The sequence below is a fragment of the Providencia sp. PROV269 genome (genome assembly GCF_028477785.1).
Taxonomy (GTDB): Bacteria; Pseudomonadota; Gammaproteobacteria; order Enterobacterales; family Enterobacteriaceae; genus Providencia; species Providencia rettgeri.
In genome coordinates this window covers 36,250-55,730 of record NZ_JAMPLV010000020.1, presented here as the reverse complement: position 1 = coordinate 55,730, position 19,481 = coordinate 36,250, and the positions used below count along the sequence as shown (strand labels likewise).

Genomic DNA, 19,481 nt, shown 5'->3' with positions numbered 1-19,481 from the left:
TTGGGAAAATTATCTTTATAATTGTTATCTTAATAACAAGATAATGAGAAATAGTACACAGTAAAACAAATAAAAATAAGATCTATCAGGTAAATTTTAGGGCGGTTAGAAATGATAGAAGCATTACTTGAAAAATATGCGATTGGCATGACTTTAATTGCGGTTTTTCTCGCAATCTATTTAGCTTTTGAGATTGTACATAAACGACGTAAACATAAACATAAGCGCAAAAGTATTTTGATCCATGTGGTTCAAACTCTTGTGCTGTGTGGCGTGGTGATTGTTATTGCCCAATATGTAGACATGGCAGCAACGGATTTTGATTTAACCTTTATTTCAACTTCTCTGGTTAATTTTATTACCATCTCATTGATTGCATTGATTTTAATGCGAAAACTGTTCCAGCTAGCGAACCGACTAGAAAAAACACAGATTAAAAAAGGCAGTGATCCCACTTCGGCACGTATTGTCGCCCGCGTATTTAAAACCGCGATATTTGTCATTATGGTGCTACTGTTTGGTGAACATTTTGGGATGAGCCTTTCTGGTTTGATGGCATTTGGTGGGATTGGCGGTATTGCTATTGGTATGGCCGGTAAAGATATCTTGAGTAACTTTTTCTCTGGGTTAATGCTCTATTTTGATCGGCCCTTCAACATTGGTGATTGGGTCAGTTCACCGGATCGAAATATCGAAGGGACGGTAGTTGAAATCGGCTGGCGGATCACCAAAATTATTACGTTTGACCACCGTCCACTCTATATTCCCAACTCGGTTTTTTCTTCTATTAGTGTGGAAAACCCAGGGCGCATGACTAACCGGCGCATCAAAACTGAAATTGGTTTACGTTACGAAGATTCAGACAAAATTGGGGCGATTGTCGACGATATCCGCACAATGTTGCAACAAGATGCGAATATCGATACCAGTCAAACCTTATTAGTTTATTTCGATGCTTTTGCCGACTCTTCGTTAAATATTATGGTGTATTGCTTTACCAAAACAACAGTTTGGGCTGAATGGTTAGCGGCGCAGCAAGCGGTGTATTTGAAGATCATTGAGATAGTTAAACGCCACGATGCGGACTTTGCATTCCCATCACAGACTTTGTATGTGGAAAAAAACAACTAACGTCCCATTACGGATAAATTGACCGATTAATTGGTGGTGATCATCGGGTTAATTGGTTAATTTATCTTTTTATTATCTTTATGATGGCCTGAAGTATGGGGGCGTGGGTTGTGATGAGATAGAATTTTTATGCTATTAACCAGTGGCTTATAAAATATATTCGACTTTCTAAATCTGGTTATTTTTTCCGACCATGCTAATCATTTCAATTCCCTGATCTATCAAGTATATTGTCCGCCTCTTTTCCTCAGCTAACTAAGAGCCAGACTGCTATGAACAAAATCAATGTGGCATGTAGCCAGGGGGTCGCAATCTATTTCACTAATCAATTTCAGTGGATAGATATTCGCGATGCACAGTTAAACAATATTGCCGCTGTCGTGTTATCTGAACAAGATGCCAACCAAGGGCTGTGGGAAAGAGTCGTTGAGAGCCAGCTGAGTATTCCGCTGTTTATCATCAGTGATAAACAGCTGCCAACCGATGAAAATTTACCGCCTTATTTGACGGCGCTATTAGCACCCGCCCCCGCTGCTCGTGAAGAAAATAGTCGTCAATTACTCGATGCTGCGAATCAATATCTTGAGCAGTTATTACCGCCATTTTTTGCTCGAATGATGGATTATGCTGCGGGTCATAATGTCACTTTTGCCTGCCCAGGGCACCAAGGCGGCCAATTTTTCCGTCGTCACCCGACAGGGGAGCAATTTTATCAATTTTATGGTGAAAACCTGTTCCGTACCGATTTATGTAATGCTGATGTCGCAATGGGCGACTTATTGATTCACGAAGGCGCAGCGAAAGAGGCGCAAAAATTTGCCGCGAAAGTGTTTAATGCGGACAAAACTTATTTTGTATTAAATGGCACTTCATCATCCAATAAAGTAGTGTTAAACGCGTTGTTAACACCGGGTGATTTAGTTTTGTTCGATCGTAATAATCATAAATCAAACCACCATGGGGCGCAGATACAGGCGGGGGCAACACCGGTCTACCTCGAAACCGCGCGTAATCCTTTTGGTTTTATTGGTGGTATTGATGCGCACTGCTTTGGCGAAAGTTATTTACGTGGACTTATCCAAGAAGTGATGCCAGAAAAAGCGCAAGCCAAACGGCCATTTCGCTTAGCGGTGATCCAACTTGGAACTTATGACGGTACGGTGTATAACGCAAGGCAAGTCGTTGATAAAATAGGTCATTTATGTGATTACATTTTATTTGATTCCGCATGGGTGGGGTATGAGCAATTTATTCCCATGATGCGCCAGTGCTCGCCATTGCTACTTGAATTAAATGAGAACGACCCCGGGATCATGGTCACTCAGTCTGTTCATAAACAACTGGCTGGTTTTTCTCAAGCGTCACAAATCCATAAAAAAGATAATCATATCAAGGGGCAAGAGCGTTTTGTTTCACACAAAAAACTCAATAATGCTTTTATGATGCACGCCTCTACCAGCCCATTTTATCCTCTATTTGCTTCTTTGGATGTCAATGCACGTATTCACCAAGGTGATGCAGGCAAAATGATGTGGATGGACTGTGTGAAAGTGGGGATTGAGGTAAGAAAATCGATATTTCAGCACTGCCGCTATTTTAAGCCTTTTGTCCCTGAAATTGTCGATGGCAAGTTATGGCACGAATACCCAACAGAGCAGATCGCCGCTGAGCAACGTTTCTTTAACTTCATACCGCAAGAACGCTGGCATGCATTTGAGGGTTATGAGCAGGATCAGTACTTTGTTGACCCTTGTAAACTGATGTTAACGACACCGGGGATTGATGTTGAAAGTGGAGAATATGAATCTTTCGGTGTTCCTGCAACGATTCTGGCTCACTTTTTACGTGAACATGGTGTGATCCCTGAAAAATGTGACTTAAATTCAATTCTGTTTTTATTAACCCCAGCAGAAACACATGAAAAACTGGAACTGCTAGTATCTCATTTAGTCCGCTTCGAACAGTTATTGGATGAAGATGCGTTATTAGAGGATGTATTGCCTTCTGTTTATCTGCGTTATCAAGATCATTATCAAGGTTATACATTACGCCGTTTATGCCAAGAAATGCACCAGCTCAGCGTTAATGACAATATTAAACAGCTGCAAAAAGAGATGTTCCGTAAAGCTCACTTCCCTGAAGTGAAAATGGCACCTCAGCAGGCACATTTAGAATTTATTCGTGGTAACTGTGAATTATTGCCATTGGATGAATTAGAAGGCCGTATTGCTGTTGAAGGGGCATTACCGTACCCTCCAGGCGTATTGTGCGTTGTGCCTGGGGAAGTATGGTCAGGGCCAGTACTGCGCTATTTCAAGGCACTAGAAACTGGTATTAATGCATTACCGGGTTTTGCGCCGGAGTTACAAGGTGTTTATATTTCAAAAAATGAAGGTGAGAAAAAACGAGTCTATGCGCATGTTTTAAAATAAATTTCTGAATATTCAGATATTAAGCATAGATTTTACCTTGCTAGCTCGTTAAATTGGGGTCAGTGCCATTTCTGACTCCAATTTTAATAAGGTAAGGTATGAGCAAAAAAATAATCCTCGATTGTGATCCCGGCCATGATGACGCTATCGCGTTATTACTGGCTTACGGTAACCCTGACATTGAATTATTGGCGGTAACAACCGTTGCCGGCAATCAAACCCTCGAAAAAGTGACTCATAATGCACTGGCTATCGCTGAAATGGCGAAAATTACGGGTATTCCCTTTGCTGCTGGCTCGGTACGTCCTTTAGTTCGGGAAATTGAAGTTGCGCCTGACATTCATGGGGATTCAGGGCTTGATGGGCCTGTACTACCGACACCAACATTGCAGCTTGATGAGCGACATGCCGTTTCACTGATTATCGAAACCATTATGTCTCACCCGCCTAAAACAGTAACTTTAGTGCCTACTGGCGCATTAACCAATATTGCGCTTGCTGCTCGTCTTGAACCGCGCATTGTCGAGCGAGTTAAAGAAGTGGTGCTGATGGGTGGGGGCTATCATGTTGGGAATTGGAGTGCGGTAGCTGAATTTAATATCAAAATTGACCCAGAAGCGGCTCATATTGTTTTCAATGAGAAATGGCCGTTAACCATGGTGGGCTTAGACCTTACCCATCAAGCGTTAGCAACTCCTGATGTAGTGAATGAAATTGCTGCGATTGGCAGTGATTGTTCGCAGTTTGTCGTCGAACTACTGGATTTCTTTGGGAAAATGTACAAGCAGGCCCAAGGCTTCGATGCGCCGCCAGTACATGACCCTTGTGCGGTTGCTTATGTTATTGACCCTAGCGTAATGACCACACAAAAAGTCCCAGTGAATATTGAACTGACCGGAACGCACACGTTAGGCATGACAGTGGCTGATTTCCGCCATCCGGCTCCTGAAAATTGCCATACTCAAGTTGCCGTTAAATTAGACCATTATAAATTCTGGCAGTTAATTATCAAGGCATTAAAAAATATTGGGTAATCAATGGATAATGAAATAGAACAAATGCCTTATGAGGCATTAATTGAACGTAGCATGAATGCGTTACAGGCCAAAAACCAATTTCATTGTGATACATGGAAATTAGATGAAGCAGATTGGTCAGTAAACCAAGACGAAGGAACCATTATATTTCATGCACCTGATAATCTTATGGCAACAGCGCCGGTGCAAATTGTTGGTACATATGACCAAAGCCAAGGTAGTTGGATGTGGAGTTGGGCAAACAGTTCTATCGACAACGCTTTAACGCAAGATGCAATCGCGGTGAAAGCTTATGGCGAGCGGAAAGACAACACATTATTAACCGCCCGTATTAGCCAAATTGAAGAATATGACGCATGGCAATTAACGGCATTAGCCTGCGAACTCAATAGCCAACAAGGGGTATACCGTGGAATTGCAGGGCATACTTTAATCTTTATGACATTTGGCGAGGTTTCTCTTCAACAAATTTAGGTTGTATCGGTGCCTTATCTCTGGTCGATAAGGCATTTTAGCACCGTTATTCCATTAGCCTGTCCGTTATGCTCAGTTTCTTTTTCTATATAGAACTTGCTATCAGCTGCAACTCTAGAATTGGCTGAGCAAATGATTGAATTAATAAATAGCTAACTAAGCATCGATGGTTGGATCGATGTATTTAGCCACTTAGCCATCAATGAATCTCTTTCTTATTTCTCTTCTTTTTATCTTATTCAATTTAACTGAATAAGATGAGCGATATTATTAGCTTTAACCTAAATGTCATTACCCGTAAGATACCTTCATCGCAGACAACAAGGGTTGTCTCATCGAATACTAAGTGAAGGAATTAGACTATGAACATGTTAAAAACTTTGATGGCAGCTTCTGTATTATCTTTCGTTGCATTTGGTGCATCAGCAGTAACAATCACTGCAACAGGTGATACGCTGGCTTCAACAGAAGCAAAAATTGCAGCTAAAGCTAAAGCAGCCGGTGCAGACAGCTATACAATTACCAGCGCTCGTATGGGGAATTTTGTCACAATGAGCGCAGAAACTAAATAACGAATTGTATGAATTCATCTTGTTGAAATATTTTTGATAAAAAGTGGTGTTTTAGGCGCGATAAGCAGATTAAATACCACTTTTGTTTTATCTGAACCCACATAGAGTACTTTTCTAATCATTGAGGAGTCGTTGATATGAGTTTCAAATATAACCGACTAGATAAAGATAATGCAGCTGTATTACTTGTTGACCATCAAACGGGTTTGTTATCGCTAGTTCGTGACCAAGATCCGGACAAATTCAAAAATAGCGTGTTAGCGCTAGCCGATCTGGCAAAGTATTTTAACTTACCAACTATTTTGACGACATCTTTTGAAGATGGTCCTAATGGCCCATTAGTTCCTGAATTAAAAGAAACCTTTCCAGATGCGCCTTACATTGCCCGTCCAGGTCAAATCAACGCGTGGGATAACGAAGAGTTCGTCAAAGCGGTTAAAGCCACAGGTAAAAAACAGCTAATCATTGCCGGTGTTGTGACAGAAGTGTGTGTGGCATTTCCTGCACTATCTGCACTGGAAGAAGGCTATGAAGTTTTTGTTATTACTGATGCCTCAGGTACATTTAACCCAATAACACGTGATGCCGCATGGGATAGAATGTCAAAAGCAGGGGCTCAACTGATGAGCTGGTTTGGTGCTGCTTGTGAATTACACCGTGATTGGCGTAATGATGTGGAAGGTTTAGGAACGTTGTTCTCAAACCATATCCCTGATTACCGTAACTTAATGACTAGCTATGCACTGCTTTCTGCGAAAAAATAGTGCGTGACTGAGTATTAAAATGACATAATAGGTTTATAAATCCTCGATATGACATTGCTCATATCGGGGGTTATTTCGTTAAATTAACCAAGTCCAGCCACTCGTTTTCGTCATCATCGCACTTAGTTCGCTCTATGTTATAATAGCCTATTGTTTTTGCTTGGCTCCTTGCTTTTGGAGCTATCCATTTGATTTTAATACACAAGACCACCATGCATCAAAATACCTCAAAACAAGGCTATACCAACCTAAACCGATTTTCCGTTGCCCCTATGCTCGATTGGACAGATCGCCATTGCCGTTATTTCCATCGCCTATTAAGCAAAAATACCCTGTTGTATACCGAAATGGTCACAACGGGAGCGATTATTTACGGAAAAGGGGATTACCTTGCTTTTAGTGAAGAAGAGCATCCAATCGCATTACAACTTGGTGGCAGCGATCCTGCGGCATTAGCGCAATGTGCGAAGCTGGCTCAAGAGCGTGGTTATGATGAAATTAACTTAAATGTGGGATGCCCATCAGATCGCGTACAAAATGGGCGTTTTGGCGCTTGTTTAATGGGCGATGCCCAATTGGTAGCCGATTGCGTGAAAGCCATGCAAGACGTGGTTTCTATCCCGGTAACCGTAAAAACGCGTATTGGAATTGATGAGCAAGACAGTTACGCGTTTCTATGTGATTTTATTGAAACCGTTTCTGATAAAGGCGGTTGCGAAATGTTTATTATCCATGCGCGTAAAGCATGGTTATCAGGCCTTAGTCCAAAAGAAAACCGCGAAATTCCACCATTAGATTATCCGCGGGTTTACCAACTAAAACGTGATTTTCCGCATCTGACAATGGCCATTAATGGCGGTATTAAAACCTTAGAAGAAGCCAAACAACACCTTCAATATTTAGATGGTGTGATGGTGGGGCGTGAAGCCTATCAAAATCCGTCAATTTTAACTGCAGTTGATAACCAATTGTTTGGTGAGCACTTTCCTATCACCAATGGTGTTGATGCGGTTAGGGCGATGTACCCCTATATAGAAAGCGAATTAACAAAAGGGGCTTATTTAGGTCATATGACTCGCCATATGTTAGGAATTTTTCAAGGTATCCCCGGTGCACGCCAATGGCGTCGTCATTTAAGTGAAAATGCACATAAAAAAGGCGCTGACTTAGCCGTTGTTGAGCAAGCTCTGGAGTTTGTCACTCGCGGTGAATAGTTCATCGTGGAAAGAAAGAAAAAGCGCCCATTGGCGCTTCAGACTGCCGACAAACATAATATGTTTGGCAGCAAGTCTAATAGGTTTTGAATATAAATTAGGAAAATCAATCTATTGATTTTCGGCTGATAACACAAAGCGGGAAAAACCACGCTTTTATCCCGCTTTGTCAACAACCTCAAGCGCCAATGGGCGCTTTTTGTATGTTGGGCGGCTGATTACGGAATTAATAAACTTGAGCCTTGGGTTTTTCTCGATTCGATGGTGATATGGGCTTTTTGCGCATCTTTTAGGGCAAAAATTTGTGATTGCGGCACATCTACATTCACTTTTCCGCTTAAAATCATATCAAACAAGGCATTACTAGCTTGGTCTAGCTCAGCACGGTTAGTCACATAGACACCCAGTGATGGGCGCGTCACGTATAACCCGCCTTTTTGGTTTAAAATCCCTAAATTTACACCGGTGACAGGGCCTGATGCATTACCAAAACTCACCATTAATCCGCGACGTTTGAGTGAGTCTAAAGAAGCAAGCCATGTAGATTGACCCACAGAGTCATAAACAACATTCACTTTTTCGCCATGAGTGATTTCTTTAACGCGAGCTGCGATATCTTCGGTCTGGTAGTTGATGACTTCCCATGCTCCTGCCTCTTTTGCTCTTAATGCTTTATCTGCAGAACCCACAGTACCTATCATCTTAGCGCCCAGGGCGTTTGCCCATTGGCAAGCAATTAAGCCAACGCCACCGGCTGCCGCATGGAATAGAAAGACTTCATCGCGTTTTAATTGATAGGTTTGATGGAATAAGTAATAAACCGTCATGCCTTTTAATGAGCTAGCAGCAGCTTGTTCAAAGGTGATGCCATCAGGGAGATGGGCAACCGCACTCTCAGGCACGTTATGGACTTCGCTATAAGCGCCCAGAGGACCTTGCGCATAAACGACACGGTCACCCGGTTTGAAACCTGTAACATGAGCACCTGTTTTCACAACAACACCCGCAGCTTCTGTACCTAGACCACAAGGGAGTTGAGCAACAGGATATAAACCGCTGCGAACGTAGGTATCGATAAAGTTAATCCCGATAGCCCGGTTTTCAATTTGAATTTCGTTATCTGCTGGATTTGCTGGGGAATAATCTACTAAGTTAAGTACGTCAGCGCCGCCATGTTGCGCGAACTCAATACGTTTTGCCATGACAATCTCCAATAAGGACTATTCATTTTAATTACAATAACAATCGTTTTATCATAACGCCATGTTTCAATCAGAAGAATTACAGGTTTGTGCTTTCAGTGATGTATTTATCCTGTGATTACTTTGCGTAAAGACGCAAAGAAAACCACAAAAAAATAAGATTGGCGTATACTAAGCGCAGATCGTTAATTATAGACTTGGATATTAATGTATGGCTAAAAAACCCTCATCAAATTTCAAAACGGATGCCCCACGAGACCACCAAATGGAAGGGTTAAAACTTCCACCACATTCTCTCGAAGCGGAGCAGTCTGTTTTAGGGGGGTTAATGTTAGATAACGAGCGCTGGGATACCGTTTCTGAACGTGTGACTCACGCTGATTTCTTTAGCCGACCCCATCGCACCATTTTCTCACAAATGCAATTTTTGCTTGAGCAAGGCAAACCCATTGACCTTATAACGTTATCGGAATCACTAGAACAGCAGGGTGAGTTGGATAGCGTCGGTGGTTTTGCTTATTTGGCTGAGCTATCTAAAAATACGCCAAGTGCGGCGAATATTAATGCTTATGCAGACATCGTCCGCGAACGTGCGATTGTTCGCGATATGATTTCAGTCGCTAATGAAATTGCAGATGCAGGTTATGATCCACAAGGGCGAAGCAGTGAAGATCTCCTCGATTTAGCCGAAACCAAAGTATTCCAAATCGCCGAGTCAAGAGCGAATAAAGACGAAGGGCCAAAAGGTATTGAAGCCATTTTGTCTGAAACTGTTGAAAAAATTGAGCAACTTTACCAACAACCGCACGACGGCGTTACTGGGGTTTCAACAGGTTACCAAGACCTCGATAAAAAAACCGCAGGTTTACAAGGTTCTGATTTAATTATTGTGGCCGCGCGTCCATCGATGGGGAAAACCACTTTTGCAATGAACTTGTGCGAAAACGCGGCGATGACGGAAGAAAAACCTGTTTTAATCTTCAGTTTAGAGATGCCAGGAAACCAAATTATGATGCGTATGTTGGCATCATTATCCCGTGTTGACCAAACCCGTATTCGTACTGGGCAACTTGATGATGAGGATTGGGCGCGAATTTCAAGCACGATGGGTATTTTGATGGAAAAGCGCAATATGTACATCGATGACTCTTCGGGCCTGACTCCCACAGAGGTTCGTTCACGTGCGAGGCGTATTTATCGTGAACATGGTGGTTTAAGTTTGATCATGATTGACTACCTCCAATTGATGCGAGTTCCTGCTCTTTCTGACAACCGTACGTTAGAAATTGCCGAAATTTCACGTTCACTTAAGGCGCTAGCGAAAGAATTAAATGTACCTGTGGTGGCTCTGTCGCAGTTAAACCGTAGTCTTGAGCAACGTGCCGATAAGCGCCCTGTTAACTCGGATTTACGTGAATCAGGGTCTATCGAGCAGGATGCGGACTTAATCATGTTTATCTATCGTGATGAAGTTTATCACGATAACAGCGAACTCAAAGGCGTTGCGGAAATCATTCTCGGTAAGCAACGTAACGGGCCGATTGGTACAGTACGGTTGACGTTTAATGGGCAGTGGTCGCGGTTTGATAATTACGCGGGGCCTGCGTATAACGACGAAGACTAAATACTCGTCATATTTTACACGGTCGCGGTGTTGGCTGCACTCAGCTACGCGAATCATATACTTATGTATGCTCCCCGCGATATCTTCGCTTGCCGCCTAGCGATATTGCAAACTATTTAGAGTATTAAAGCTAAACGACCAAGATCGAATGGAAATTGGTTTTTTTTAGCGTATAACAAATAGAGAACATATTGAGCTGCCAATGTGCAGCTTAATTTTTAGCGGCTTTATAGAAAAAAGAACGAGGAAACAATGAAAGCGGCAACCGCATTGATAAACCGCCGCGCTCTGCGACACAACTTGCAACGGGTGAAAGAAATTGCACCAAATAGCCGAATGATTGCAGTTGTTAAAGCAAACGCTTATGGTCATGGATTAGTAGGGGTTGGTCAGGCAGTAGAAGAGCTGGTGGATGGCTTTGGTGTGGCAAGACTCAATGAGGCGCTACTTTTACGACAGCACGGCGTGATAAAACCGATTGTTTTACTGGAAGGTTTTTTTGAGCAGTCTGACTTGCTGTTGATGGCAGAGCACCAGATTGACACCGTGATCCATTGTATTGAACAGCTTGAAATGTTAGAAGCCACCAAATTACCTTATCCTCTTAAAGTTTGGATGAAACTGGATACAGGCATGCACCGCCTTGGTGTACTGCCGAAAGATGCCGAAGACTTTTATCAACGTTTACAACGCTGCCAACAAGTTCAGCTTCCTATTAATATTGTTAGCCATTTTTGCCAAGCAGATGCCCCTCATTTACCGACAACTGAAAAACAAATTACTTGTTTTAAACAGTTTATTGCTGGTAAAGAGGGGGAAAAATCCATTGCCGCCTCCGCCGGAATTTTGCTGTGGCCAGAAGCTCACTATGACTGGGTTCGCCCAGGGATCATGATGTATGGTGCATCCCCACAAGAAGGGAAAAGCGCAAAAGATTTCGGTTTATTTCCTGTGATGACATTAAAATCAACATTAATTGCGGTTAGGGAGCATTCGGCAGGGCAATGTGTGGGTTACGGTGAAACATGGTGCAGTGATAAAGATACGCTGCTTGGTGTTGTTGCCATCGGCTATGGAGATGGTTATCCACGTAACGTTCCTTCAGGCACACCGGTGTTAATTAATGGGCGAAAAGTGCCTATTGTTGGGCGAATTTCCATGGATATGACCGTGGTGGATTTGGGACTAAATGCGGAAGATAAAGTGGGTGACGATGTTATTTTATGGGGAAATCAACTGCCAGTTGAAGAAATTGCCGCACAAACAGGCATTATAAACTATGAGTTACTGACGAAGTTAACCTCTAGAGTTGCAATGGAATATGTAGACGAATAGTCAGCAAAGGGTTATTTTCAGATAACAACGTAAAAAAATGGCGCTAAATATGGCAAATCATCGCTTGGTTTATTTAGCGTAAAACAATGATTAGGAGATGTCCTGTGTTCGAACATGTTGATGCTTATCCGGGCGACCCAATTCTGTCGTTAATGGATGAATTTAATAAAGACACTCGTGAAAATAAAATTAATTTGAGTATCGGTCTTTACTATGATGGTGAAGGAAAAACCCCTGAACTGGCAACAGTCGGTACGGCAAAAGCGGCGTTAAATAAACTGCCAGCAAGCGCATCACTGTATTTGCCTATGGAAGGTTTGAAAGATTACCGTACTGAATTACAAAAATTAGTCTTTGGTGAGGATTGCCCGCTAATTGCACAGGAACGTATCGCTACTGTCCAAACTATTGGTGGTTCTGGTGCGTTAAAAATTGGTGCCGATTTTTTACATCAATATTATCCCGATTCCGAAGTGTGGTGCAGTGACCCAACTTGGGAAAACCATGCCTCTATTTTTTCAGGCGCGGGGACAAAAGTGCATTACTACCCGTATTTTGATGAAAAAACCAAAGGCGTTAAATTTGATGAAATGCTAGCAACATTCAAAAAATTACCAGCAAATAGCATCATCCTAATGCATCCGTGTTGCCATAACCCAACAGGCTCCGACCTTACTCCTGCACAATGGGATGAAGTCACTAAGGTGGCATTAGAACACAAACTGATCCCATTCTTAGACATTGCTTATCAAGGTTTTGCCGAAGGCATTAATGAAGATGCTTATGCTATCCGAGCGATGGTCAAAGCCGGTTTACCCGTGTTTGTCAGTAATTCATTTTCTAAAATTTTTGGTATCTACGGTGAACGTGCGGGTGGCCTGTCGGTGATCTGTGAAAACCAAGATGAACGTGACCGTGTGTTAGGTCAGCTAAAAGCGGGTGTTCGCCGTTTATATTCTAGTCCACCATCTAATGGCGCAAAAATTGTTGCTGCGGTATTAACCAATAGCGCTGAAAAAGCTAAATGGTTAGCGGAAGTGGAAGAGATGCGTTTACGTATTTTAGACATGCGTACGGTACTGGTTAATGAGCTGAAAAAGGCACTACCAAACCAAAATTTCGACCACTTATTAAAGCAACGCGGTATGTTCAGCTACACGGGTTTTTCTAAAGAGCAAGTGGCTCGCCTGAAAGACGAATTTGCGGTTTACTTGGTTGGAACTGGCCGCGTTTGTATGGCAGGTGTTAATCGTCATAATGTTAAACGTATTGTGGAAGCATTTGCCGCCGTTAGCCAATAATTTTTAGCTATCGTAATAATTATCAGGGAGCAAAATGCTCCCTGATGGTCTTTCTACTTATTTTTAATGGCCTTTCGACTTAATAGCCGCGTTCTAAAATCGTTTTCAAGAACCTTGCAGTGTGCGATTTTTCACACTCAGCCACTTCTTCTGGTGTACCAGCAATTAAAATTTCACCGCCACCACTACCACCTTCTGGGCCTAAATCGACAATCCAGTCCGCTGTCTTAATGACATCAAGGTTGTGTTCAATCACCACAATGGTATTTCCTTGGTCACGAAGTTGATGTAAAACGACTAAAAGTTGTTGGATATCAGCGAAATGCAGGCCTGTTGTTGGCTCATCCAAAATATAGATAGTTTGCCCTGTTCCGCGTTTAGACAGCTCTTTGGCTAATTTCACACGCTGTGCTTCACCACCTGAGAGTGTTGTCGCTGATTGGCCGAGACGTATGTAGGATAAACCAACGTCCATCAAAGTTTGTAGCTTGCGGGCAAGTGCAGGTACGGCATCAAAGAATTCACGAGACTCTTCGATAGTCATATCCAAAACTTCATGGATATTTTTACCTTTATATTTAATCTCTAATGTTTCTCGGTTATAGCGTTTACCTTTACATTGGTCACAAGGGACATACACATCAGGTAAGAAGTGCATTTCAACCTTGATGACCCCATCACCTTGGCAAGCCTCACAACGGCCACCTTTTACGTTAAAGCTAAAACGTCCTGGGTTATAACCTCGAGTCCGAGATTCAGGTACACCAGCAAATAGCTCACGCACAGGTGTAAATACACCAGTATAGGTGGCAGGGTTCGAGCGTGGTGTCCGGCCTATTGGGCTCTGGTCAATATCAATCACTTTATCAAAGTGCTCTAAGCCCTCTACATCCAAATAAGGGGCTGGTGTGATGGTGGTTGCACCATTTAATTGACGTTGAGCAATAGGGAATAGGGTATCGTTTATCAGTGTTGATTTACCCGAGCCAGACACACCAGTGATACAGGTAAATAACCCGACTGGGATTTTTAATGTCACATTTTTCAGGTTGTTGCCTTTTGCCCCGAACACAGTCAGCATTTTATCTTTATTAATTGGAACGCGTTTTTGCGGGATGTCAATTCTGCGCTCACCACTTAAAAATTTACCTGTGAGTGAATCTGGGTTTGCGACAATATCTTCCAATGTTCCTTGGGCAACAATTTGCCCGCCATGCACCCCAGCACCAGGGCCGATATCAATCACATGGTCTGCGGCGCGGATCGCGTCTTCGTCATGTTCAACCACGATCACGGTATTTCCTAGATCGCGTAGGTGGATCAAGGTTTCAAGTAAGCGGTCATTATCACGTTGGTGTAAGCCAATTGAAGGTTCATCAAGGACATACATCACACCCACTAAACCTGCACCAATTTGGCTTGCTAAACGAATGCGTTGTGCTTCACCACCGGACAAGGTGTCGGCAGAACGTGAAAGAGTCAGATAATTAAGCCCAACATTGACGAGAAACTTCAGGCGATCGCCAATTTCTTTTAAGACTTTTTCTGCGATTTGAGCACGCTGACCAGTGAGTTTTAGGTTTTGAAAAAATTCCATTGCGTGGCCAATGCTGTAATCTGCGATTTCCGGCAACGTTGTATTTTCAACAAAGACAAAGCGCGCTTCTTTACGTAAGCGCGTTCCATGGCAAGAGACACATGGACGGTTACTGATATATTTCGCTAACTCTTCACGGACAGCTGTTGATTCCGTTTCTTTATAGCGGCGCTCCATATTATTGAGTACGCCTTCAAAAGGGTGTCGGCGTACAGTGATATCGCCACGGTCATTACGGTATTTAAACTCAATCGTTTCTTTGCCTGAACCATATAAAATAATTTTTTGGATAGCTGGGCTCAGGGTGTCGTAAGGCGCTTCCACATCAAATTTATAATGCTCAGCTAATGACATTAGCATTTGGAAATAGTAAAAGTTACGGCGATCCCAACCGCGAATTGCGCCACCGGCAAGTGAGATTTCGGTATTTTGGATGACTCTTTCGGGATCAAAAAACTGCTGAACACCTAAGCCATCACAGCTTGGGCAGGCCCCAGCAGGGTTGTTAAAAGAAAATAGGCGAGGTTCAAGTTCTACCATACTGTAGCCGCAAACGGAGCAGGCAAAATTCGCAGAAAAAACCAGTTCTTCTGCGTTTGCGTCATCCATATCAGCGACAATTGCAGTACCACCAGATAGTTCTAGCGCGGTTTCAAAAGATTCGGCTAAACGCTGAGCAATATCATCACGAATTTTGAAACGGTCAACAATGACTTCAATCGTATGTTTTTTCTGTAATTCGAGCTTTGGTGGATCGGAGAGATCGCAAACTTCCCCATCAATTCGGGCGCGGATATAGCCTTGGCTGGCCAAGTTATCGAGTAGCTTAACATGCTCCCCTTTACGTTCTTTAACGACAGGAGCAAGTAGCATCATTCGGCGATCGGTGGGTTGAGCCAAAACATTATCGACCATCTGGCTAACAGTTTGAGCTGCAAGCGGTATGTCGTGATCAGGGCAGCGAGGTTCACCAACACGGGCAAATAATAATCGCAGATAGTCATGAATTTCTGTGATGGTTCCGACCGTCGAACGAGGGTTATGTGAAGTGGATTTTTGTTCAATCGAAATAGCAGGGGATAACCCTTCAATATGATCGACATCCGGTTTTTCCATTAAAGAAAGAAACTGGCGGGCATAAGCAGATAAAGATTCAACATAACGGCGCTGACCCTCTGCATACAGGGTATCAAAAGCTAAAGATGATTTCCCTGAACCAGATAACCCAGTAATAACAATGAGTTTGTCGCGAGGGATGACGAGATTGATGTTTTTCAGATTATGCGTACGTGCGCCGCGGACTTCGATATTATCCATTTACCACTTCCCGGATGATTTGATATTGAACAATCGCAAGAGACTATTATCACATATTTATGGCTGAATGGATATACAGTATTTCCTATTCGTCATATTTCAAACCGTGGCGTTGTTGGCTTCTCTCAGCTACGCAGGTCACATACTTTTGTATGCTCCCCGCGATACCTTCGCTTGCCGCCTAGCCACAGCTTGAACTATTTAGAATAGGTTCTGCTCGTCATATTTCAAACCGTGGCGTTGTTGGCTTCTCTCAGCTACGCAGGTCACATACTTTTGTATGCTCCCTACGATATCTTCGCTTGCCGCCTAGCCACAGCTTGAACTATTTAGAGTAAGATTTTAATGGTGAAACAGAAAAACAGAAAAACAGAAAAACAGCGATCTGAATTTATCGAAAAGGAAAAGATAGATGCGGTGTGCATTATTTTGTGTCTATACTGACAAAAGCACTATGAAATTTCACTAAAAGCTGGAAAGCGTTTCGCAAATTAACAAGCTCAATTTCAAATATTGGTGCAAATCAGCTCTGTCGTGGTAAACTTCACGGCTAATCCAGAGATTAAAATTCAATGCATCAGGAGTAATAAATGGCCAGCAGAGGCGTAAACAAAGTAATTCTTATCGGTAACCTAGGACAAGATCCAGAAATCCGTTATATGCCTAACGGCGGAGCTGTGGCAAACCTGACTCTGGCAACTTCTGAAAGTTGGCGTGACAAGCAAACCGGTGAGATGCGTGAAAAAACCGAATGGCACCGAGTCGTTATTTTCGGCAAACTTGCTGAAGTAGCAGGTGAATACCTAAAAAAAGGTTCACAAGTCTATATCGAAGGTTCTCTGCAAACACGTAAATGGCAAGATCAAAGTGGTCAAGATCGTTATACGACAGAAGTTGTTGTGAATATCGGTGGCTCAATGCAAATGTTAGGTGGCCGTGGTGGTGATGCACCATCACAAGGTCAAGGCGGTCAAGGTGGTTGGGGCCAACCACAGCAGCCTCAAGCGGCACAACAATTCAGTGGTGGTGGAGCGCCAGCCGCACGCCCATCAGCACCTGCACCACAAACCAATGAACCACCAATGGATTTTGATGACGATATTCCGTTCTAATTCTTACTGATTAGAATGTATAAATAAAATAAAGGCTTCCTTGTGAAGTCTTTATTTTTTAATAAATATAAATGCTAATAATATATATCTAGAAAATATTATTTTTTATTGGAATGATAAAACAAATACAGAACCGAAACATTAAGAGTTTATTAATTCTAAATTAAGAATTTCTTAAATAAATAAAAAATCCCCAGCAATTAAATTACATGGGGATTTGTATTGGTAGTGTTATAAAAAAAAGAAATATAAATTTTATTTTCATATTAGCATATCAAGCTACTTTAGGTTCCAGTAGTAATGGGTCATTTTGGCTTTCACCGGACAGGCGGTAGATTGACGGTGACGTACCTAAATAAGCTCTAAATCGCTTTGCAAAAGATTGCTGGGAGTCAAATTGGTATTTTAATGCAATATCAATAACCTGAAGTTCAGTGGAGCATAGGTCTTTAGCAGCTTCACAGATCCTTCTTCGGCGAATATATTCACCTAAAGGCATACCAACAACTTTTCTAAATACTCTTTGTAAATGCCATTTTGTATATCCTGATTTTAGTGCAATATCATCAAGTAATAGACGACTGGTTAAGTTCATTTCAATCCAAACTAATATTTCATTAACAACTGTAGATTGAAATTCTGTGTACTTCCCATTATAGGGAACAGGGATTTCTTTATACATAATATCTTCCTATTAGTTACTTTTTAATCTTATCCCTCATTCAGTCAATAGCCAATAAATAAATAGTAAACAAAGTTGAATTCAGTTTGTTAATTGGCAAAACAGACAAAATACCGATTTTTAATTAGTTTATAGCCAGTAGAGTTTATCTTAAGGAGATATATTCATCATATCGATTAACAATAGATGAAATTATTACGCTCTCTGAATATAAAACCATCGCACAGTGATATCACTTTTCATTGGTGTTTGGGGATATATTTTTTTAGCTTCCAAAAACTCATTAAAATTGTAGCGGAAATGATTACAGATAGAATATTCATCGCTTGCCATCCGAGAGTGAAGAAAAGAACGCCTGCTCCTAAACTGCCTATTCCACCGAAAAAATAGATAAGAAAATCAGTCATGCCTTGTACTTTAGCTCGCTCATGCATTTTATATGTATGGGGCAGTAGGTTGGTGGTACTGATTAAAAGCAAATTCCAAGCAACACCCACAAATATACCCGCCAACAAATAATTGTAAAAATGGTTACCTAGCAGGTTCATAGTTGCTGATAAAATTAACAGTACGATACCGCAGGAAATAATGCGTTTTGCCCCTAAAAGATGAATTAATGTTCCAGTGAAGAATGACGGTGCAAACATACCTAATACATGGAATTGAAATACAATCGCAATAGAGGAAAAGGCGAAGTCATGTTGTTTCATAGATAACGGTATCGAGGCAAAAGTAAAAACTACAATGGCATACCCAGCGGCACTGACAATAGCGATTAATTTTAAAATAGGTTGTGAATACAATGCACTGTAGTTGCGTTTGACTAACACTTCATCCGATGGTGTTTTCACTATTTTCTTTAAAGGCACAACGAGTAATAGAATAAATGCGATCACATAAATGGCGGCTAACGTGATGAACGGCCCTGCAAACGGGTATTCTGTAAAAAAGCGCTGGGTGGTAATGGCTAATGTTGGTCCGATTAAGGCCGCAGCAATACCTCCGCTCATAACAAGGCCAATAGCTTTTGCTCGTAAAGAAATAGGTGCTTCTTCAATTGCGGCAAAACGGAATTGTTGTGCAGTACCAATAGCAATCCCAGTGAAAAACAACCCGATGGAAAAATACACTAAATGACTTTCTATCACACCAAGAATAGAGAAGCCTGCACCGATTAACCCACCGATGTTACCAATAATAAAGCCCACCCTTCTCGAATATTTTTGCATTAAAAATGCGATCGGAATAGTTGCTAAGATTAAGCCAACGTACTGACTTACCAGTGGAATAGTTGCATAAGTTGGGTTGGTAGCCAATTTTTCGCCAATAACTACTGCTACAGAAAGGACAATCGCATTTCCTGTGATAAATAATGCAAGTGTGATAGTTAACCACCAAACGGATTTTGGCATATATCCCTCTGTCTATTAATTAAAAATCAATTGGTTATATTTCTTACATTGAGGGAATAATCCCTCTGAATGCGGCAAAGGATACAACTTAAAGTTGACTTTAAGTCAAGGTCTGCGATGGTATTTTAAGTAGTGATTAATGCTATATTTTTTTATTTTAATGGATAATGTCGCTGCTGGTGCGAGATGTGATGAGTGTCGCAATTACTATTCCTTTGGGATAAAACAAGAAAAAATGATTGTCATGCTGGGAAATTTATGTTCTTTTAATAAAA

Annotated in this window: 15 protein-coding genes; 11 read left to right on the top strand and 4 right to left on the bottom strand. The window is 41.8% G+C overall.

Going from position 1 to position 19,481, the window contains the following annotated elements; all coding sequences use genetic code 11:
• Nucleotides 1-111 precede the first annotated feature (111 nt).
• The 7 genes from PR683_RS18915 to dusA all read left to right on the top strand — a co-directional run bounded on the left by PR683_RS18915 (nucleotide 112) and on the right by dusA (nucleotide 7,624).
• The gene (locus tag PR683_RS18915; protein ID WP_004914997.1) at nucleotides 112-1,131 is read left to right on the top strand and encodes a mechanosensitive ion channel family protein; all 1,020 of its coding nucleotides are present in this window, start codon (nucleotides 112-114) and stop codon (nucleotides 1,129-1,131) included.
• Between the two features lie 272 nt (nucleotides 1,132-1,403).
• Complete coding sequence (locus tag PR683_RS18910) at nucleotides 1,404-3,563, top strand: ornithine decarboxylase (RefSeq protein WP_272581940.1); 2,160 nt, start codon at nucleotides 1,404-1,406, stop codon at nucleotides 3,561-3,563.
• A gap of 98 nt (nucleotides 3,564-3,661) precedes the next feature.
• Nucleotides 3,662-4,597 carry a uridine-preferring nucleoside hydrolase UriH gene (uriH, locus tag PR683_RS18905; protein ID WP_272581939.1) on the top strand — a complete coding sequence of 312 codons (936 nt, stop codon included), beginning with the start codon at nucleotides 3,662-3,664 and terminating at the stop codon, nucleotides 4,595-4,597.
• A gap of 3 nt (nucleotides 4,598-4,600) precedes the next feature.
• Nucleotides 4,601-5,074, top strand: coding sequence for a DUF6882 domain-containing protein (locus PR683_RS18900; protein ID WP_004914988.1), 474 nt, complete (start codon nucleotides 4,601-4,603; stop codon nucleotides 5,072-5,074).
• A gap of 362 nt (nucleotides 5,075-5,436) precedes the next feature.
• On the top strand, nucleotides 5,437-5,646 hold the full coding sequence (locus PR683_RS18895) for a YdgH/BhsA/McbA-like domain containing protein (protein WP_117163027.1): 210 nt from the start codon (nucleotides 5,437-5,439) through the stop codon (nucleotides 5,644-5,646).
• Nucleotides 5,647-5,783: 137 nt separating this feature from the next.
• Nucleotides 5,784-6,410: an isochorismate family cysteine hydrolase YcaC gene (gene ycaC, locus PR683_RS18890; RefSeq protein ID WP_004914979.1), complete on the top strand. Its 627-nt coding sequence runs from the start codon at nucleotides 5,784-5,786 to the stop codon at nucleotides 6,408-6,410.
• 212 nt (nucleotides 6,411-6,622) lie between these two features.
• Nucleotides 6,623-7,624 (top strand): tRNA dihydrouridine(20/20a) synthase DusA, encoded by a 1,002-nt coding sequence (gene dusA, locus PR683_RS18885; protein ID WP_272520356.1) that lies wholly within the window; start codon nucleotides 6,623-6,625, stop codon nucleotides 7,622-7,624.
• 218 nt (nucleotides 7,625-7,842) lie between these two features.
• Here dusA and PR683_RS18880 read toward each other — a convergent pair whose 3' ends face one another.
• Entirely contained in the window at nucleotides 7,843-8,826 is a 984-nt protein-coding gene (locus PR683_RS18880) for a quinone oxidoreductase (protein WP_198642000.1), read from the bottom strand.
• A gap of 211 nt (nucleotides 8,827-9,037) precedes the next feature.
• Here PR683_RS18880 and dnaB point away from each other — a divergent pair, with 211 nt between their 5' ends.
• The 3 genes from dnaB (at nucleotide 9,038) to PR683_RS18865 (ending at nucleotide 13,086) form a co-directional block, all read left to right on the top strand.
• Nucleotides 9,038-10,450 (top strand): replicative DNA helicase, encoded by a 1,413-nt coding sequence (gene dnaB / locus PR683_RS18875; RefSeq protein ID WP_004260904.1) that lies wholly within the window; start codon nucleotides 9,038-9,040, stop codon nucleotides 10,448-10,450.
• A gap of 252 nt (nucleotides 10,451-10,702) precedes the next feature.
• Nucleotides 10,703-11,785 (top strand): alanine racemase, encoded by a 1,083-nt coding sequence (gene alr / locus PR683_RS18870; RefSeq protein WP_004914965.1) that lies wholly within the window; start codon nucleotides 10,703-10,705, stop codon nucleotides 11,783-11,785.
• A 104-nt stretch (nucleotides 11,786-11,889) separates the two neighbouring features.
• Complete coding sequence (locus tag PR683_RS18865; protein WP_115166560.1) at nucleotides 11,890-13,086, top strand: amino acid aminotransferase; 1,197 nt, start codon at nucleotides 11,890-11,892, stop codon at nucleotides 13,084-13,086.
• Nucleotides 13,087-13,165: 79 nt separating this feature from the next.
• On the opposite strand, the gene uvrA is transcribed toward PR683_RS18865, so the two are convergent.
• Nucleotides 13,166-16,000, bottom strand: coding sequence for an excinuclease ABC subunit UvrA (gene uvrA, locus PR683_RS18860; protein ID WP_109912590.1), 2,835 nt, complete (start codon nucleotides 15,998-16,000; stop codon nucleotides 13,166-13,168).
• 590 nt (nucleotides 16,001-16,590) lie between these two features.
• Between uvrA and PR683_RS18855 the strand changes: the two genes are divergently transcribed.
• A complete protein-coding gene (locus PR683_RS18855) occupies nucleotides 16,591-17,112 on the top strand; it encodes a single-stranded DNA-binding protein (RefSeq protein WP_109912589.1) in 522 nt (173 codons plus the stop codon).
• A 274-nt stretch (nucleotides 17,113-17,386) separates the two neighbouring features.
• Here the strand turns inward: PR683_RS18855 and PR683_RS18850 are convergent, their stop codons facing one another.
• A complete protein-coding gene (locus tag PR683_RS18850; RefSeq protein ID WP_117163030.1) occupies nucleotides 17,387-17,794 on the bottom strand; it encodes a helix-turn-helix domain-containing protein in 408 nt (135 codons plus the stop codon).
• 239 nt (nucleotides 17,795-18,033) lie between these two features.
• Complete coding sequence (locus PR683_RS18845) at nucleotides 18,034-19,206, bottom strand: MFS transporter (protein WP_209102665.1); 1,173 nt, start codon at nucleotides 19,204-19,206, stop codon at nucleotides 18,034-18,036.
• Nucleotides 19,207-19,481 lie beyond the last annotated feature (275 nt).

Excerpts from the sequence above, each read along its gene's own strand:
- PR683_RS18855 (WP_109912589.1), top strand. The coding sequence starts at position 16,591 with ATGGCCAGCAGAGGCGTAAACAAAGTAATTCTTATCGGTAACCTAGGA.
- PR683_RS18845 (WP_209102665.1), bottom strand. The coding sequence starts at position 19,206 with ATGCCAAAATCCGTTTGGTGGTTAACTATCACACTTGCATTATTTATC.
- dnaB (WP_004260904.1), top strand. The coding sequence starts at position 9,038 with ATGGCTAAAAAACCCTCATCAAATTTCAAAACGGATGCCCCACGAGAC.
- PR683_RS18910 (WP_272581940.1), top strand. The coding sequence starts at position 1,404 with ATGAACAAAATCAATGTGGCATGTAGCCAGGGGGTCGCAATCTATTTC.
- uvrA (WP_109912590.1), bottom strand. The coding sequence starts at position 16,000 with ATGGATAATATCGAAGTCCGCGGCGCACGTACGCATAATCTGAAAAAC.
- PR683_RS18880 (WP_198642000.1), bottom strand. The coding sequence starts at position 8,826 with ATGGCAAAACGTATTGAGTTCGCGCAACATGGCGGCGCTGACGTACTT.
- uriH (WP_272581939.1), top strand. The coding sequence starts at position 3,662 with ATGAGCAAAAAAATAATCCTCGATTGTGATCCCGGCCATGATGACGCT.
- alr (WP_004914965.1), top strand. The coding sequence starts at position 10,703 with ATGAAAGCGGCAACCGCATTGATAAACCGCCGCGCTCTGCGACACAAC.
- dusA (WP_272520356.1), top strand. The coding sequence starts at position 6,623 with ATGCATCAAAATACCTCAAAACAAGGCTATACCAACCTAAACCGATTT.
- PR683_RS18915 (WP_004914997.1), top strand. The coding sequence starts at position 112 with ATGATAGAAGCATTACTTGAAAAATATGCGATTGGCATGACTTTAATT.
- PR683_RS18895 (WP_117163027.1), top strand. The coding sequence starts at position 5,437 with ATGAACATGTTAAAAACTTTGATGGCAGCTTCTGTATTATCTTTCGTT.
- ycaC (WP_004914979.1), top strand. The coding sequence starts at position 5,784 with ATGAGTTTCAAATATAACCGACTAGATAAAGATAATGCAGCTGTATTA.
- PR683_RS18900 (WP_004914988.1), top strand. The coding sequence starts at position 4,601 with ATGGATAATGAAATAGAACAAATGCCTTATGAGGCATTAATTGAACGT.
- PR683_RS18850 (WP_117163030.1), bottom strand. The coding sequence starts at position 17,794 with ATGTATAAAGAAATCCCTGTTCCCTATAATGGGAAGTACACAGAATTT.